Genomic DNA, 15,696 nt, shown 5'->3' on the forward strand with positions numbered 1-15,696 from the left:
CTGCCTTCAGCCCTCGCCGTGCGAAAGGACCAGAAACAGCCGAGCCTCCACATCGTCGGCGTTGCGGCACTGGTAGGTCCGTTCCGCCTCGAACAGGACGGCGTCGCCGGCCACGAGACGGTGCGATCCCTTGCCGACGCACAGTTCCACGGCCCCCTCCGCCACCACCAGATTGATGCTGGCGCCGGAGGAAACGCCGCCGCCGGTTTCGCATCCTCCCGGCCGCAGGCGGATTTCGAGGAAGTCGGCCCCCCGCCCCTCCCCCGGCGGCGCGAGGAGCCGTGACCGCACCAGCCCGTCCGGCGAGACGAAGCTGCGCGCCTGATCCTCCCGCATCAGAAGCACGTCGCCCCGCCCGTCCAGCCGGGTCAGCGCCGTCAGCGTCACGTCCAGGGCGCGGGCGATCTTCCACAGCACGGTGATGGTGGGGGCGCTCCGTCCCAGCTCGATCTGTCCCAGCATCGCCCGGCTGACCCCGGACAGGCGGGCCAGCCGCTCCAGAGACAGCCCCTGGCGGGTGCGCAACCGTCTCAGATTGCGGCCAAGGGCGGCGGGAATCGCCGAGTCCGGCGTGCTGGGGGCGTAGTCGTCGTTCGCGGCGCTCACGGCTCGTTCCCTCATTGCGCAGGACTTTCCCTGCGACGAGGGGAGAATAACGCGCATTGCCTACTATTCAAATAGATTTAACAGAGTCCAATTGCGCCACTTCATTGTACAACAAACTCCACACGTGCTTACCAGAGGGTGAATGCCCCATCGGCGAGTTCCCGCTCGTGAGGAATGACACCGATCTTACGAGGGCTCCAACCAATTGCCTGAAAGTCTCACGCAGATGAAGGAGCAGCCCGCCACCGGAAACGGAAGTGACCATCCGTAATATCTATTGGAATAATAGGAAACAATCATCCGGCCCACCTCTTGATCCGCCGGAACTCCTTTCGCCGCGTCTTCGCACAATCGAGCGGAGGCTTGTCTGTTATAGCGGACCAATCGACGCCCGGGCCGCCGCCGATGCTTGAGGCCGTGGCGAAAGCCATGCATGGTCATATCCACCTTCGGCGGGCCGGCGCCATCCCATAGGCCGTATCGCCGAGCCGGATGTCCGCTCCCGCCCATCGACCTTTCATTTCCGCGTCCGCAAACCGCCGATTCCCCGGAGTCGGTGCATGGCGCCGGCTGCCGTTTTCCTCCGCCGCCCTTCCAAAGGAGCCGATTTCATGTCCGAAGACACCGAGCTGCGCCGAACATTGAACGAGCAGGCGGCCCGCCAGCTCGCCAACGCCACGAAGACACGGGCGCAGTGGTCGGGCATAACGCCGCGCTGGCTGGTGTCCTTCCTGCCCTGGACCCCGGTGGAGGCCGGCATCTACCGCCTGAACCGGGTCGTCGATCCCCAGGGACAGGTGCGGACCGAGGTGGAGTGCAGCCCGCGCAACGACGCCGACCTGCCGGAAACCTTCGTCCCCTACGACGAGAACCCGCGGGAATATTCGCTGAACGCGGTCACCACCGTTCTCGACGTGCAGACCCGCGTCTCGGACCTCTACAGCCATCCGATCGACCAGATCCAGGAGCAGCTCCGCCTGCTGATCGAGAAGGTGAAGGAGCGCCAGGAGAGCGAGCTGATCAACAACGCCGAATACGGCCTGCTGACCAACGCCGCCCCCAGCCAGCGCATCAAGACGCGCAAGGGCCAGCCCACCCCCGACGATCTGGACGAGCTGATCGCCAAGGTGTGGAAGGAGCCGGCCTTCTTCCTGGCCCACCCGCGCGCCATCGCCGCCTTCGGGCGCGAATGCACCCGCCGTGGCGTTCCGCCGCCCACGGTCACCCTGCACGGCTCGCCCTTCCTGACCTGGCGCGGCCTGCCGCTGATCCCCAGCGACAAGCTGCACGTCACCCCCGAAAGCCGCACCAGCATCCTCCTGCTGCGCACCGGCGAGGCGAAGCAGGGCGTGATCGGCCTGTTCCAGCCCGGCGTCCCCGGCGAGGTGGCCCCCAGCCTGTCGGTCCGCTTCATGGGGATCAACCGCAAGGCCATCGCCTCGTACCTGATCTCGCTCTACTGCTCGGCCGCGATCCTGACCGAGGATGCCATCGGCGTGCTGGAGGATGTCCATGTCGGCAACTATTATGACTACGCCTGACGCCGCCGCCCTGACCCCGCCGCCACCGGCGGCGGGGTTCGGCGGACCGGAGGCGGGATTGCCGGACATCGCTCTGATCGCCCGCCTCGCGAACCAGTTCTTCCAGGCCCTTCCCTCCGGCCCGGCGCCCGCCGTGGCCCCGCCGTCCGGGCTGTCGGCGGCGCAGGCGCCGGGACCGCTGCCCGCGGCGCCACAGCCGGGTCCGGTGGCCAACCCGTCCGCCTCCCCCGCTCCGTCGCTGCGGCCCACGGCGCCCGCCATCCCGCCGGCGACCGGCGACGGCGGGCTTGGGACGATCCTGCATTCGCTGGGCGGCGCCCTGTCGCTGGTCCCGGCGCTGCCGGGTGCCGCCACGGTTCCCTCCACACCGGTCGCGGGGCCGGTCGCTGGCGCTCCGCCCTTGCCTTCCGGCGCGCCCTATTTCCTCGACGGCGGGCGCAACGCGGCGGCCGGTCACGGCGCCACCGTGCCCTCCGCCACTGTGCCCACTACCGCCGTACCTTCCGCCGTTCCCGCAGCCCCGGGCCTTCTGGTGGAGGTCGGCGCCCTGTCGGTGCAGCTCCGCGCCGAGCAGGTGCCGGATCTGCCGCCGCCCGCAAGCCCGGCCTTCGACCCGCGCGCCGCGCGCCGCGACTTCCCGATCCTGAACCAGACGGTGCACGGCAAGCCGCTGATCTGGCTGGACAACGCGGCCACCACGCAGAAGCCGCAGGCGGTGATCGACCGGCTCGCCCGCTTCTACGCGGAGGAGAACTCCAACATCCACCGCGCCGCCCACGCGCTGGCCGCCCGCGCCACCGACGCCTATGAGGAGGCGCGCGAGAAGGCCCGCCGCTTCGTCGGGGCCGCCGACACGGACGAAATCGTCTTCGTCCGCGGCGCGACCGAGGCGATCAACCTCGTCGCCAAGGCGTGGGGCCGCCAGCACATCCGCGAGGGCGACGAGATCGTCGTCACCTGGCTGGAGCATCACGCCAACATCGTGCCGTGGCAGCAGCTCTGCGCCGAGACCGGGGCGCGGCTGCGGGTGGTTCCGGTGGACGAGGACGGCCAGATCCGGCTGGACGAGTACGCCCGGCTGCTGAACCCGCGCACCCGTCTGGTGTCGCTCACGCTGGTGTCCAACGCGCTCGGCACGGTGACCCCGGCGGCGGAGATGGTGGCGATGGCGCGCTCCGCCGGGGCGGTCACGCTGGTGGACGGCGCGCAGGCGGTGTCGCACATGCCGGTGAACGTGCAGGCGCTGGGCTGCGACTTCTTCGTGCTGTCCGGCCACAAGATGTTCGGCCCGACCGGCATCGGCCTGCTCTACGGCCGGGAAGAGGTGCTGGAGGGCATGCAGCCCTGGCAGGGCGGCGGCAACATGATCGCCGACGTGACCTTCGAGAAGACCGTCTACCAGCCCGCCCCGATGCGGTTCGAGGCCGGAACCGGCAACATCGCCGACGCGGTGGGGCTGGGTGCGGCCATCGACTATCTCGACCGCATCGGCATGCCGGTCATCGCCGCCTACGAGCATTCCCTGCTGGAGTACGCCACCGCCGGCCTGTCGACCGTTCCCGGCCTGCGGCTGATCGGCACGGCGCGCGAGAAGGCCGGAGTCCTCTCCTTCGTTCTTGACGGCTGCCGGACGGAGGAGGTGGGCCGGGCGCTGGACCGGGAGGGCATCGCGGTGCGCTCCGGCCATCATTGCGCGCAGCCGATCCTGCGGCGCTTCGGGGTGGAGAGCACGGTGCGTCCATCGCTGGCCTTCTACAACACCTGCGAGGATCTGGACGCGCTGACCGCCGCCCTGCACCGCATCCGCCACACGCTGGTCCGGCGCGGCCACTGACCGGAAGGAAACGCCCCATGGGCCGCATCGTCACCCCCGCCCGCTTCGCCCAGACCCCCGCCAACCTCGGTGGATTCGAGACGGACTCCGACCGGGAGCGGGCGGCCCTGTGGGCGCGTCTGCGCGCCGAGGCGGAGGCCGCGGCGGAGAGCGATCCGCTGCTGCGCGGCTTCATCCACATCGCGGTTCTGTCGCACGATATCGCCGTGCTGTCGCACGATGGCTTCGCCTCCGCGCTCGGCGGGCATCTGGCGCGCAAGCTGGGCGACTGGTACATCCCCGCCGAACGGCTGGCCGACGTCACCGAGCAGGCCCATGCCGGCGATCCCGGAATCATCGCGGCGGCGGTCGCCGACCTGACGGCCATCGTCACCCGCGACCCGGCCGCGGATGGCCTTCTGACGCCCTTCCTCTACTTCAAGGGCTTCCACGCGCTGCAATGGCACCGCGTCGCCCACTGGCTGTGGGCGCAGGGGCGCCGTGACCTCGCCCATTTCCTGCAGAGCCGGGTGTCGGAGGTGTTCGCGGTGGACATCCACCCCGCCGTTTCCATCGGGCGCGGCGTGCTGATCGACCATGGGACGGGGGTGGTGATCGGCGAGACCGCCGTGGTCGGCGACGACGTGTCGATCCTCCAGGGCGTCACGCTGGGCGGCACCGGCAAGGAGCATGGCGACCGCCATCCCAAGGTGCGCGACGGCGTGCTTCTGGCCGCCGGGGCCAAGGTGCTGGGCAACATTGAGGTGGGCCGCCACGCCAAGGTCGGCGCCGGCAGCGTCGTTCTGAAACCGGTGCCGCCCGGCGCCACGGTGGCCGGCGTTCCCGCCCGCGTCGTCGGCTGGTCGACCTCCGGCCAAGCCCCGGCGGTGGAAATGGACATGAGCCTGCCCGAACCCGAATACACGATCTGACGGGGTTATCCGGGCGGCGGCCGGTCGCGGCGCAGCCCCGTCAGAGCCTCGGCGACCGCCAGCGCGTGAGGAACGATCTCCGACGCGCCGACCACCTCGCCCAGGCTGCCACGGGTCGGCGGTCCCACCACGAACAGGCCGGGAACCGGCAGCCCGGCGGCGTCGAGCGCCCGGCCGCGCCCGTCGACCTCGATCCCCAGGCCGAGCCGGTCCGGCCGGATCAGCCCCTGGGCGGCCAAGCCGGCCAGCAGCGCGTTGCGGCCGAAGGAGGCCCCATGCCCGGCGCCGGTGCAGTTCACCAGGGCATCGTAGCTCCGCCCGACCGGACCCTCCCCGCCACGCGGCCGGTGGACGACCCACAACCCGTCACCGCCCGAGGCGCCTTTCCCGGCGCTCGCCGCGACCAGCCGGCCGGCCAGCACGGCGAGGCGCCCGTCCGCCTGTGCGTCCCCCACCAGACGGGCGACCTGCGGGGCCGCCTGGAAGCGGTGGACGTCCCACCAGACCCGAAGATGGCGCTGGAACCGCCGCCGCTCGTCGAGCGGCAGGGCGGACCACAGGACTCCGTTCTGGAGACGCACGCTTTCCAGCACGTCGGTCCAGGGCCGCCCCGCCCGCTGGGCGGCGGCGACCGCGGCGCGCACGCGGCGCAGCAGGTCGCGGACGCGGGTGGGCGGATCGGCGGTGAAGTCGGTCCAGGACGTGGCCTGGGCCGGGCGCGGGCGCGGCACCAGCCCGTGGCGCGACAGGGCGGTCAGCGGTCCGCGATGGCCGCGGCCGAGCAGCGTCGCGACCACGTCGCCCATGGTCAGGCCGGTGCCGACGATGAGCACCCGGTCGTCCCGCGCAACGCCGTCGAGGGCGCCCGGCCCCCAGGGATCGGCGACGACCCGCGGGTGCCCGCCCAGCGCCGCCAACACGCCCGGCAGTTCGGGGGGCGGGTTTCCCGTGCACAGGACGAGCGCGTCGGCCTCCGTCGCCGTGCCGCCGGCCATCTCCACCACGAACCCCGTTCCGTGGGACGTCCCACGGCGATGGGCGGCGACCGCCCGGTCGCGGCGGTGGGTCACCCGCACCGGTCCGGGGGCGGCGAACAGCGACCGCAGCCGTTCGTCGAGGTAGCGCCCGAATTCCGACCGCGCGGGGTAGTGAAGCCCCTCCGACCAGCCCGCCGGATCGGCCTCCAGCACGCCGCGCTCCAGGCACCAGCGATGGAAATCCTCCTCCGCGCCGTCCTCTCCCGTCCGGCCGGTCGCCGCCGTCATGCGGATGGAGGGCACGTTCACCCGATGGCGCGGATCGCCGCCGGGGGCGTAGGTCAAGCCGGCGCCGAGCGACGGCCGCGGGTCCACAAGCTCCACCCGGGCGGAAAAGCCGTCCGCGGCGCCGGCGCGCACCAGCCCGGCGGCCACGCCGCTGCCCGACACGCCGGCGCCGACGATGACGATCCGCAAGGGGGCCGGCCCGCTCATACCCCCTCGCGATGGACGATCCGTCCGCCGGCGACGGTCAGGTGGCAGCGCAGGTCGCGCAGCCGGTCCAGGTCGATGGCGGTGGGGTCCTCCGACAACACGGCGAGGTCGGCGGCGAAGCCGGGGCGCAGCGGCCCCTTCCAGCCCTCGTCGAAGGTCAGGGCGGCGCCGGCCACGGTGAACAGACGCAGGGCCGTCTCGGCGTCCAGCCGCTGGTCGGGACCGATCACCCGGCCGCTGGTCCGTTCGCGCCGGTTGCAGACCGTCCACAGGGTGAAGAAGGGGTCGTAGGGGATGTTGTCGGTGGCGATGGCGGTCGGGATGCCCAGCCGCAGCAGGTGGGCGTGCGGCGCCACCAGATCGCCGCCGTCGGGCTCGTCCAGATAGGCGGCTCCGCCCTTCCACAGAAAGTAGGTCGGGATCGTCGTCACCAGAACGTCCAGCCGCTTCAGCGCCTCCAGATCGGCCAGCCGGGCGCGGCCGATGTGTTCGATCACCCAGCGCCGCCCGGACAGCCCGTGGCGCTCGTTCACCGCCTCCAGCACCGGCACCACCTCGTGCAGCTTGTCGCTGACGATGGTGTGCAGGCGCAGGTCGTGCTCGGCGGCCAGGAGGCAGGTCTCGCGGAAGTCGGCGGGGGTCAACGCCTGTTCGACGAAGCCCGACCAGCCAGTGTCCGGCAGGTTGGCGCGGGCGCAGCAGGCCACCGCCGGATCGCCGCCATAGGCGATGTGGACACCCGACAGCCTCAGCCAGGGATCGCCCAGCCCGGCGCCGCGGGCGTGGGCCAGCCAGTCGCGCATGGCGCGGCGTGCCTCGGCGATGTCGGCCCAGCTCGGACTGACCACCAGCCCGACCCGCACCGTCAGCTCCCCCAGCTCCCACAGGCGGCGGTAGACCGAGATGGTCTCCGGCGCCGAGCCGTGCCCCTCGTAGACGCTGGTGGTGCCCTGGGCGTTGTAGAGCCGCTGGGACAGCCGCACCCCCTCCAGCCGTTCCGCGAAGCCGAAGCGGGGAACCGCCGGCAGCAGGTCGAACTCGACGGTCGGGCGGCTGTTGCGCTCGACGATGACGCCGGTCGGCTCGCCATCGGCGTCCTTCAGGATCTCGACCCCGGAACAGGTCGGCACGGTCGCCGCCGTGATGCCGTTCAGCGCCAGCGCCCGGCTGTTCAGGACGCTGTGCCCCGGCGGCTTGCCCCAGTTGCCGAACAGGCCGGGGATGTGGACGGGATGGTCCGGCGCGGCGCGGTCCAGCTCGTGCCGGTCCGGCGGTCGCCCCTCGGCCAGGGTGGCGGCGCCATCGAAGAAGAAGGGCGGCGTGCCGATCGGCATGGTGACGATCCACTGGCCGGGCGGCGTTTCCGCCACTGCCGCCCGTACCCGCTCCAGGATGTCGCCGACGCTGCGCGCGCCGGCCAGCGAGGGGCGCTGGCGCTTCAGCCCCTCGCGCTCCATATGGGCGTGGGCGTCGTTGAAGCCGGGGATCAGAGTCGCCCCGCCGAGGTCGATCACCTCGGTCGATGCGGTGGCGAGCCCGGCGACCTCCTCCCCGCCGACGGCGAGGATGCGGTCGCCGGCCAGAGCCACCGCGCTGGCGCGCGGACGGGCCGGATCGAAGGTGATGGCCCGCGCGTTGCGCAGGATCAGGGTCGGTTCGCTCATCGTCGGCCCTCAGGAGGCGGTGGTGTACCAGGGGAACAGGCGGCGGATCAGCGCCACGAACAGGCGGTCGGCGATGAAGCCGAAGGTGCCGAGCAGCACCAGCCCGATCAGCATGATGTCGACCCGGAACATCTGGTGGCCGGTGGACATCATGTAGGCGATGCCCTCCCGCGCGCCCGACAGCTCGGCAGCGACCAGCAGGATCAGCGAGACGGCGATGCCCTGCCGCAGGCCCGCCAGGATCATCGGCAGCGCCGCCGGCAGGACCACCAGCAGCAGCGTCGCCAGCCGCCCCGCCCCCAGGCAGGCGGCGGAGCGCAGATAGGCCACCGGCACGTCGCGCACGCCGATGAAGGTGGTGATCCAGATCGGGAAGAAGCTGCCCCAGGCGACCAGCGCCACCTTCGACCCCTCGCCGATGCCGAACCACAGCACCGACAGCGGCACCAGCGCGATGGAGGGAACGGAGCGGAAGCCGTGCAGGATCGGCTCGCTGACATGGTGCAGCAGGCCGATGCGCGCGGTCAACAGCCCGGCGGTCACGCCGGTCGCCGTCGCGATGGCGAAGCCGAGCGCCGCCCGGCGCAGGCTGACCAGGATGTTGGCGGGAATCTCGCCGGACAGCAGCATCGGGACGAAGGTGTCGAACACCACCGACGGCGGCGGCAGCAGCACCGGGTTGACCCAGGTGCCGAGCCGCGGCACCGCCTCCCAGACCGCCAGGAACAGCAGGATGCCCATCACGTTCAGCAGGGCGCGCAGCCACGCCGCCCGCCGCCGGCCGCGGCGGTGGGCGCGGCGGAACGCCTCGGCGAAGGCCGCGCCGTCGGTTGCCGCGTCCGCCGCCGGGCGCCGGAGGGTGGCGCGGCGATCGCCGGTCATGCCTTCCGTCGTCGCGGTCACGCGGCCCTCCGTTCGCCATCGGTTCCGCCATCGGCCCCGCCGGCCGTCCGGCTGCCGCGGGCCAGCGCCGCGGCGATGCGGGCGTATTCCCGGCCGAAGTCCGCCGACCCGCGGTCGCGCGGGTAGGGCAGATCGACCGTCAGATCCTCGCGGATGACGCCCGGCCCGGCCCCCATCACCACCACCCGCTGGGCGAGGAAGACCGCCTCGTCGATGTTGTGGGTGACGAACAGGACCGACACCCCGGTCTCCCGCCACAGCCGCAGCAGATCCTCCTGCAGGGTGGTGCGGGTCATGGCGTCGACGGCGGCGAAGGGCTCGTCCATCAGCACCACCTCCGGCTCCACCACCAGGGCGCGGGCGACGGCGACGCGCTGGCGCATACCACCCGACAGCTCGTGCGGGTAGCGGTCGGCGGCGTGGCGCAGCCCGACCCGGTCCAGCGCCTCCAGCGCCCGGCGGCGCCGGATGGGGGCGGAGACGCGCTGCATGCGCAGGCCGAACTCGACGTTCTGCCGCGCGGTCATCCAGGCGAACAGGGCGTATTCCTGGAACACCACGCCGCGCTCCGGCCCCGGCCCGGCCAGCGGCCGGCCGCGGAAGCGCACGTCCCCCGAGGTCGGCGTCAGGAAGCCGGCGAGCAGGTGGATCAGCGTGGACTTGCCGCAGCCGGAGGGGCCGATCAGGCAAACGAACTCGCCGGCCTCCACCGTCAGCGACACGTCGCGCAGCGCCCAGACCGGCGACCCGTCGCGGGACGCGTAGATCTGCGACACGCGGTCGAAATCGATCAGCGGCCCGCTCATGTCCCCCCTCCTCATGTCAGGCTGACCCGGTCGGGCGCCACCGCCTTCAGCGGCGAGTCGACGATCAGGCCGCGGAACAGGGCGCGCAGGTCGCCGGCCGGGCGCTTGGCGAGGCCGGCGGCGATGGCCCATTCCGCCTCCGCCACCAGATCGTCGAGGAAGCGGTCGTCGAAGGCGATCTTGAAGGTGAATTCGGACGTCGCCTCCAGGATCTCCTTCGGCGGGGTGTGGATGCGCCGCGCGATCAGGTCGGCCCAGCCGCCGTCGGCGTGAATCCGCCGCTCCGCCGCCTGAAGCGCCTTGATGGCGCCGGCGACCAGCTCCGGCTTCTCCTTCACCACCTTTTCCGTGGTCAGCAGGAGCTGATGGCTCTGGAAGAATTTCTCCAGCCCGTCCTGGGTCATCACCGCGGTCTTGCCGCCCGACTGGCGCTCCGCCACCACCGCCGACTGGCTGCTCCAGGCGAAGCCGTCGATGTCGCCGCGCACCAGGGCGGAGGTCATGTTGTTCGGGGTGAGGTCGACGACCTCGACGTCGCTCTGCGCCAGCCCGGCGAATTCCAGATACTTCGCCAGCATGTACTGCCCGGACGTGCCGACGCGGGTGGCGATCCGGCGGCCCTTCAGACTGGCCGGCTTGGCCGGATCGATGCCGCCGTCCTTGCGCACGACGATCTTCATGTCGCGCGAATAGCGGCTGTAGTTCACCAGGATCAGCGGGCGCAGCCCCTGCAGCACCGCGAACACCACCGGCGTGTCGGTCGAGGCGGAGAAATCGGCGGAGCCGGCGAGCAGCGCCTGCATCGAATCGCGCCCGCTCTCGAACTCCATGGTGTTGAGGTCGACGCCGGCCTCGGCCCAGGTGCCGGCGGCCTCGGCGACGAAGGGCACCGCCCAGGTGTAGCCGGTGCTGCCATAGGCCAGCGTCGCCTTGGCCGCCGCGGCGCGCGCGGGGCCGGCCCACAGCGGCGCGGCGGCGAATGCGCCGGCAGTCACGGCGCCGGCGGTCACCGCCGCGCCCGCCAGCAGGCGGCGGCGGCTGAGGCGCACAGCGGAGGGATCGAACACGGTCATGGTCGGGGAACTCCTGTCGGGTGCGGCCGGGCGCTCAATGGGGCGCCAGCAGCCGGAAGGTCTGGTCGGCGGAACGGTTGTCGCGATGACCGGTGCTCCAGCCGATGGCGCGGCGGTAGCTGCCGAAGAGGCCGGCGGCGGCCACCGCATCCTCGGCGATCCCCGTCACCGTCTCGGCGTCGGGGGCGACATAGAGGGCGTCGTCGGGGCAATGGGCCTCGCACAGGAAGCAGGTCTGGCAATCGGCCTGCCGGGCGATGGTGGGCGCGGCCCCCTTGGCTTGCCCGCCCACCGCCTGGAACACGTCCATCGGGCAGATGGAGACGCAGATGTTGCAGCCGGTGCAGCGCGTCGGACTGATCAATTCGATCATGCCGCCAACTCCCGCGTCGCCCCGGAGGGATCCGGATGGAGCGGCGCCGGACGGGCGGAGACATGGACCTCGTCCAGGCCCCCGACCGTCAGCAGATGGCGCTGCGCCGGATCGAGGGCGGCATGGTCGAGGCGGCGGTGCATGCCGCGCGATTCCGTGCGCGCCAGCGCCGAGCGGTACATCCAGCGGGCGGTCGCCAGCATCGCCGCGGCCTCCCGCGCGCGCAGGGAGCCGTCGGCCGGGGATGGCGCGGCTCCGGCCGCATTGCTCCACAGCCGGTCCAGCCGGGCGAGCGCGCCGGTCAGCCCCTCCTCCGTACGGAAATAGTTGATGTGGTAGGGGAAGACCTCGGCCTGGACGGCGCGGGTCAGCGCCGCGGCGTCGATCGAAGCGCCCTTCCCCTCTCGCAGTCCGGCGCCGCCGGCCCGCCGCAGGTTGCGGGCCCCGTTCCCCAGGGCGCGGGCGTGGTCGGCGGCCCCCTGCCCGGCCCAATGGCCGCTCGACATCGCCCAGGCGGCGTTGTGGCTGCCGCCGCCGGTGAAGCCGCCGCAGATCGGCTCGCGCGACGCGGCGTCCCCCGCGGCGAACAGGCCGGGCACCGCGGTGGCGCAGGTCTCGTCGACCAGCCGCAGGCCGCCGGTGCCGCGCACCGTGCCCTCCAGCCGCAGGGTCACCGGGAAACGCTGGGTGAAGGGGTCGATCCCGGCACGGTCGAAGGGCAGGAAGAAGTTCGGCTGGGCCTGGCGCATCGCCGCCCACAGCTCCGGTTCGGCCCGGTCGAGGCGGGCGTAGACCGGCTCGGTCGCCAGGACCCGCGCGATGACCGAACGGCCCCCCTTGGACGCGGCGCCCGGAATGACCGCGCCGTCCGCCCGCGTGAAGCTGGCCCACTGATAGAGCAAGGTCTTGGTCACCGACCCGAAGGCCGGGGCGATGGCGTAGGCGTTGGAGAACTCCATCCCCGACAGGTCGGCCCCGGCCTCCGCCGCCATCAGCAGCCCGTCGCCGGTCAGCACGTTGCAGCCGAGCGCCTTGCTGAGAAAGGCGCAGCCACCGGTGGCGATGACCACCGCCTTCGCCCGGACGGCCCAGCGGCCTCCCTTCTGCCGCCGCACACCGGCCGCGCCGGCCACGGCGCCGCCGTCATCGACCAGCAGCTCCAGCGCCGGGCAATGGTCCAGGATGGTCACGCCGGCCTGCTTCACCCGGCGGCGCATCAGCCGCATGTATTCCGGCCCCTGCACCGACACGCGGCGGTCACGCCCGTCGGCGTCGCGCGGGAAGGGATAGCCCCAGTCGGCCAGCTGCCCGACCGCCGCGTGGGTGCGGTCGAGCACGCGGTCCATCCAGCCGTGATCGGCCAGATGACCGCCGAGCCCCTCGCGCGCCGCCTTGGCCGCCGCGCGCTTGGCCGGGTCGGGGTCGACGTACCACAGCGTGGTCCCCGACGCGGCGGTGGCGCCGGATGTGCCGCAGAAGCCCTTGTCGGCCAGGATGGTGCGGGCGCCGGCGGTCGCGGCGGCGATGGCCGCCCATGTGCCGGCGGGGCCGCCGCCCAGAACGAGGACGTCGGCGTCGAGGTGGGCCTCAAGATGGGCGCCGAATGCAAGAGATGAAACGGATGGGGTGGCGGGAGCGCCGGGCGCGTTGGCCATCGGAAACCTCCGGGGCTGATCGGTCGCGCGGACAAAGCGGCGGGCTGAGCGTCCGCGGCAGGTCCGGAACCGATATTTCACGTATTTGTTTCGCTTTATGTTACAATAAACATACTTACACAGTAGTGTTTGAGCGCATACAGAAATATGCATGCCTGTAAAAATTTCGGCCGGCACGCCCGATGAAGGGACGGTGCCGGCCGTGATCCGCGCGGTCTGTGGGTTATCGGACGGCGTTCCTCACGCCTCCGCCAGCGCCTGTTCCAGATCGGCGATGATGTCGTCCGGATGCTCGATGCCGATGGACAGGCGGACGTAGCCGGGCGTCACGCCGCTGGCGCGCTGATCCTCCGGCGACAGCTGGGAATGGGTGGTGGTCGCCGGGTGGATGGCGAGCGACCGCGCATCGCCGATGTTGGCGACGTGGTAGAACAGCTTCAGCGCGTCGATGAACCGCCGGCCCGCCTCCGCACCGCCGGCCAGCTCGAAGCCGACCAGCCCGCCGTAACCGCCCTTCAGATAGGCGTCCGCCCGGCGCCGGGCCTCGCCCTCCTGAAGGCCGGGGAAGATGACCGACGTCACCTTGGCGTGCGCCTTCAGGTGGTTCGCCACGAGGATGGCGTTGGCGTTGTGCTGGCGGATGCGCAGGGGCAGCGTCTCCAGCCCCTGGATCAGCTGGAAGGCCGACTGCGGGCTGAGCGCCGCGCCGATGTCGCGCAGCAGGGTGACACGGGCGCGCAGCGCGTAGGCGATGGGGCCGAGCGGCTTGGCGGCTTCCGTCCAGATGGCGCCGTGATAGCTGGGATCGGGCTGGGTCAGCAGAGGGAAGCGGGCGGCGTGGGCCTCCCACGGGAAGGTGCCGCCGTCGATCAGGACGCCGCCGATGGTGGTGCCGTGGCCGCCGATGTATTTGGTCGCCGAATAGAGCGTCACCGCCGCGCCATGCTCGAAGGGCCGCACCGTCAGCGGGGCCGCCGTGTTGTCGACGATCAGCGGCACGCCGAGTTCCCGGCCGATGTCGGCGACCTCGCGGATCGGGAAGACGTTCAGCTTCGGGTTGGGCAGCGTCTCGGCGTAGTAGGCGCGGGTGCGGTCGTCGGTGGCGCGGCGGAAAGTCTCCGGATCGGCCGGATCGACGAAGCGCGCCTCGATGCCGATCTGCTTCAGCGTGTTGGCGAACAGGTTCCAGGTGCCGCCATAGAGGTCGGTCGAGGTGACGATGTTGTCGCCCGCCTGCGCCAGATTCAGCACCGAATAGAAGGACGCCGCCTGGCCGGAGGCGACCGCCACCGCCGCCGCTCCGCCTTCCAGAACGGCGAGCCGTTGCTCCAGCGCGTCGACCGTCGGGTTGGTGACGCGGGTGTAGATGTTGCCCAGCTCCTCAAGCGCGAACAGGCGCTGGGCGTGGGCGGTGTCCTGGAACTGGTAGGAGGTCGTCTGGTGGATCGGCACCGCGACGGACCCGGTGACGGGATCGGAACGGAAGGCGCCGCCATGGACGGCCAGGGTTTCGAAACGCGGCGAACGGTCGGTCATCGGGGGGCTCCCTTTTCGGAAATCCGGAGGTTGGACGGCGGTCAGGCGGAAATGCCGACGAGATCGGCGTAATGGCGCTGCGCCACGTCGGGGTGGGAGCGCAGGCGGCTCTTCAGAGTGTTCTCGCCGACCGACGCGAACAGGGGGTTCAGCGGGTCCTGCTCCGGCCCGCGCGCCTCGGCGGCCAGATCGTCCGGCAGCGGCAGAACCGGCACGCGGACGTCCAGCCCGGCCCCCAGGAAGAAGGCGGCCGACAGCCGGTCCACCCCCGCCGGCGGCGTCACCACCCGATGCACCGCAGCGCGGAAATAGCCGTTGGTCGCCAGCTCCAGCAGTTCGCCGGCGTTGACGACGAAGGTGCCGGGAAGCGGCGGGACATCGGCCCAGCCCCCGTCCGTCTCGACCTGCAAACCGCTCTGGCGGTGCTGGAGGACCAGCGTCAGCAGGCCGCTGTCCTTGTGCGGCCCGACCCCCTGCCCCTCTCCATCCTCCGCCTCAACGGCGTCATGGCCCGGATAGCGGATCAGCTTGACGAGCTGGGTCGGCCGGTCGGTGAGGATCGGCGCGAAGGCGTCCTCCGGCAGGCGCAGGGCGGCCGCCACGGCCGACAGCAGGCGCCGCGACAGCGCCGTCAGTTCCTCCTGCAGGCGCAGCACCGCCGGGCGCAGGTCCGGCAAGGCGTCCGGCCACTGGTTGGGACCCTGCAGGCGGACCCAGGGCGGCGACCCCGGCCCCCAGGGCAGGGCCTCCCGTTCGGACCCGACGTCCAGCTGCTCGCGCCAGTCGGCGCGGCCGCGGGTCCGCTCCCAGCCGGCGCGGGTGTAGCCGCGGAAATGGGGCGAGTTGACCATCTCGATGGACAGCTTGTCGCGCTCCGGCAGGGTGAAGAAGGCGCGCGACAGCTCGAAGGCCGTGTCGAGGAAGGCCGCATCGACCCCGTGTCCGGTCACATAGAAAGCGCCGAAGCGGCGAATGGCCGCGCGCAGGTCCGAGAGGAGCAGGGCGCGATCGGCGGCGCCGCCGTCCAGGCGCGCGAGATCGAGAAGCGGCAGCGGCGGCCGGTCGGCCGGTGAGGAGGTCGCGGTCACAGGAGTCTCCTTTGCGGACATGCGTTCGGGAACGCCCGCGCGAGTGCGGCGAATTGATCGATCGGGAAGCGTAAATTCTGGAACGGGACGCTCAGCCGGCGCGGCAGCGGGCCTTCAACCAAGTCCCGCGCATCTGCGCCCATAGCCCGCCGAGCGGAGCGCGGAACGCCCGGCAGTCCGCTCCGGCACAGATCCCCATGGCTTCGGGAAGCGGAATCCAGACCGTTCCAGAGT

At 71.8% G+C, this 15,696-nt stretch carries 13 protein-coding genes; 3 read left to right on the forward strand and 10 right to left on the reverse strand.

Annotated features, from left to right (window positions below):
- Positions 1-6: 6 nt before the first annotated feature.
- Positions 7-606 carry a helix-turn-helix domain-containing protein gene (locus DXK32_RS16835; protein WP_114859577.1) on the reverse strand — a complete coding sequence of 200 codons (600 nt, stop codon included), beginning with the start codon at positions 604-606 and terminating at the stop codon, positions 7-9.
- A 611-nt stretch (positions 607-1,217) separates the two neighbouring features.
- Between DXK32_RS16835 and DXK32_RS16840 the strand changes: the two genes are divergently transcribed.
- Genes DXK32_RS16840 through cysE form a run of 3 tightly spaced genes read left to right on the forward strand, consistent with a single transcriptional unit; the run spans position 1,218 to position 4,892 of the window.
- Positions 1,218-2,147 (forward strand): family 2A encapsulin nanocompartment shell protein, encoded by a 930-nt coding sequence (locus DXK32_RS16840; protein WP_114859578.1) that lies wholly within the window; start codon positions 1,218-1,220, stop codon positions 2,145-2,147.
- Positions 2,134-3,981: a family 2A encapsulin nanocompartment cargo protein cysteine desulfurase gene (locus DXK32_RS16845; protein WP_247877199.1), complete on the forward strand. Its 1,848-nt coding sequence runs from the start codon at positions 2,134-2,136 to the stop codon at positions 3,979-3,981. The genes DXK32_RS16840 and DXK32_RS16845 overlap by 14 nt, the downstream gene beginning before the upstream one ends.
- Positions 3,982-3,998: 17 nt before the next feature.
- A complete protein-coding gene (gene cysE / locus DXK32_RS16850; RefSeq protein ID WP_114859580.1) occupies positions 3,999-4,892 on the forward strand; it encodes a serine O-acetyltransferase in 894 nt (297 codons plus the stop codon).
- A 5-nt stretch (positions 4,893-4,897) separates the two neighbouring features.
- Here cysE and DXK32_RS16855 read toward each other — a convergent pair whose 3' ends face one another.
- From DXK32_RS16855 to DXK32_RS16895, 9 genes are all read right to left on the reverse strand, one after another.
- Positions 4,898-6,364: an FAD/NAD(P)-binding protein gene (locus DXK32_RS16855; RefSeq protein WP_114859581.1), complete on the reverse strand. Its 1,467-nt coding sequence runs from the start codon at positions 6,362-6,364 to the stop codon at positions 4,898-4,900.
- A complete protein-coding gene (locus DXK32_RS16860; protein WP_205215741.1) occupies positions 6,361-8,028 on the reverse strand; it encodes an amidohydrolase in 1,668 nt (555 codons plus the stop codon). The genes DXK32_RS16855 and DXK32_RS16860 overlap by 4 nt, the downstream gene beginning before the upstream one ends.
- A gap of 9 nt (positions 8,029-8,037) precedes the next feature.
- Positions 8,038-8,931 carry an ABC transporter permease gene (locus DXK32_RS16865; protein ID WP_205215742.1) on the reverse strand — a complete coding sequence of 298 codons (894 nt, stop codon included), beginning with the start codon at positions 8,929-8,931 and terminating at the stop codon, positions 8,038-8,040.
- Positions 8,928-9,737 carry an ABC transporter ATP-binding protein gene (locus DXK32_RS16870; RefSeq protein ID WP_114859582.1) on the reverse strand — a complete coding sequence of 270 codons (810 nt, stop codon included), beginning with the start codon at positions 9,735-9,737 and terminating at the stop codon, positions 8,928-8,930. Before DXK32_RS16870 ends, DXK32_RS16865 begins: the two co-directional genes overlap by 4 nt.
- An 11-nt stretch (positions 9,738-9,748) precedes the next feature.
- Entirely contained in the window at positions 9,749-10,810 is a 1,062-nt protein-coding gene (locus DXK32_RS16875; protein WP_114859583.1) for an ABC transporter substrate-binding protein, read from the reverse strand.
- Between the two features lie 34 nt (positions 10,811-10,844).
- The gene (locus DXK32_RS16880; RefSeq protein ID WP_114859584.1) at positions 10,845-11,183 is read right to left on the reverse strand and encodes a 4Fe-4S dicluster domain-containing protein; all 339 of its coding nucleotides are present in this window, start codon (positions 11,181-11,183) and stop codon (positions 10,845-10,847) included.
- Positions 11,180-12,838: an FAD-binding protein gene (locus DXK32_RS16885; RefSeq protein ID WP_114859585.1), complete on the reverse strand. Its 1,659-nt coding sequence runs from the start codon at positions 12,836-12,838 to the stop codon at positions 11,180-11,182. Before DXK32_RS16885 ends, DXK32_RS16880 begins: the two co-directional genes overlap by 4 nt.
- 240 nt (positions 12,839-13,078) lie before the next feature.
- On the reverse strand, positions 13,079-14,374 hold the full coding sequence (locus DXK32_RS16890) for an O-acetylhomoserine aminocarboxypropyltransferase/cysteine synthase family protein (protein WP_114859586.1): 1,296 nt from the start codon (positions 14,372-14,374) through the stop codon (positions 13,079-13,081).
- Positions 14,375-14,415: 41 nt separating this feature from the next.
- Complete coding sequence (locus DXK32_RS16895) at positions 14,416-15,462, reverse strand: isopenicillin N synthase family dioxygenase (protein WP_348981597.1); 1,047 nt, start codon at positions 15,460-15,462, stop codon at positions 14,416-14,418.
- Positions 15,463-15,696: the final 234 nt, after the last annotated feature.

Origin of the sequence: Azospirillum brasilense (assembly GCF_003349955.1) — a bacterium.
GTDB lineage: Bacteria > Pseudomonadota > Alphaproteobacteria > Azospirillales > Azospirillaceae > Azospirillum > Azospirillum brasilense_B.

Excerpts from the sequence above, each read along its gene's own strand:
- DXK32_RS16840 (WP_114859578.1), top strand. The coding sequence starts at position 1,218 with ATGTCCGAAGACACCGAGCTGCGCCGAACATTGAACGAGCAGGCGGCC.
- DXK32_RS16855 (WP_114859581.1), bottom strand. The coding sequence starts at position 6,364 with ATGAGCGGGCCGGCCCCCTTGCGGATCGTCATCGTCGGCGCCGGCGTG.
- cysE (WP_114859580.1), top strand. The coding sequence starts at position 3,999 with ATGGGCCGCATCGTCACCCCCGCCCGCTTCGCCCAGACCCCCGCCAAC.
- DXK32_RS16890 (WP_114859586.1), bottom strand. The coding sequence starts at position 14,374 with ATGACCGACCGTTCGCCGCGTTTCGAAACCCTGGCCGTCCATGGCGGC.
- DXK32_RS16870 (WP_114859582.1), bottom strand. The coding sequence starts at position 9,737 with ATGAGCGGGCCGCTGATCGATTTCGACCGCGTGTCGCAGATCTACGCG.
- DXK32_RS16880 (WP_114859584.1), bottom strand. The coding sequence starts at position 11,183 with ATGATCGAATTGATCAGTCCGACGCGCTGCACCGGCTGCAACATCTGC.
- DXK32_RS16845 (WP_247877199.1), top strand. The coding sequence starts at position 2,134 with ATGACTACGCCTGACGCCGCCGCCCTGACCCCGCCGCCACCGGCGGCG.
- DXK32_RS16885 (WP_114859585.1), bottom strand. The coding sequence starts at position 12,838 with ATGGCCAACGCGCCCGGCGCTCCCGCCACCCCATCCGTTTCATCTCTT.
- DXK32_RS16860 (WP_205215741.1), bottom strand. The coding sequence starts at position 8,028 with ATGAGCGAACCGACCCTGATCCTGCGCAACGCGCGGGCCATCACCTTC.
- DXK32_RS16875 (WP_114859583.1), bottom strand. The coding sequence starts at position 10,810 with ATGACCGTGTTCGATCCCTCCGCTGTGCGCCTCAGCCGCCGCCGCCTG.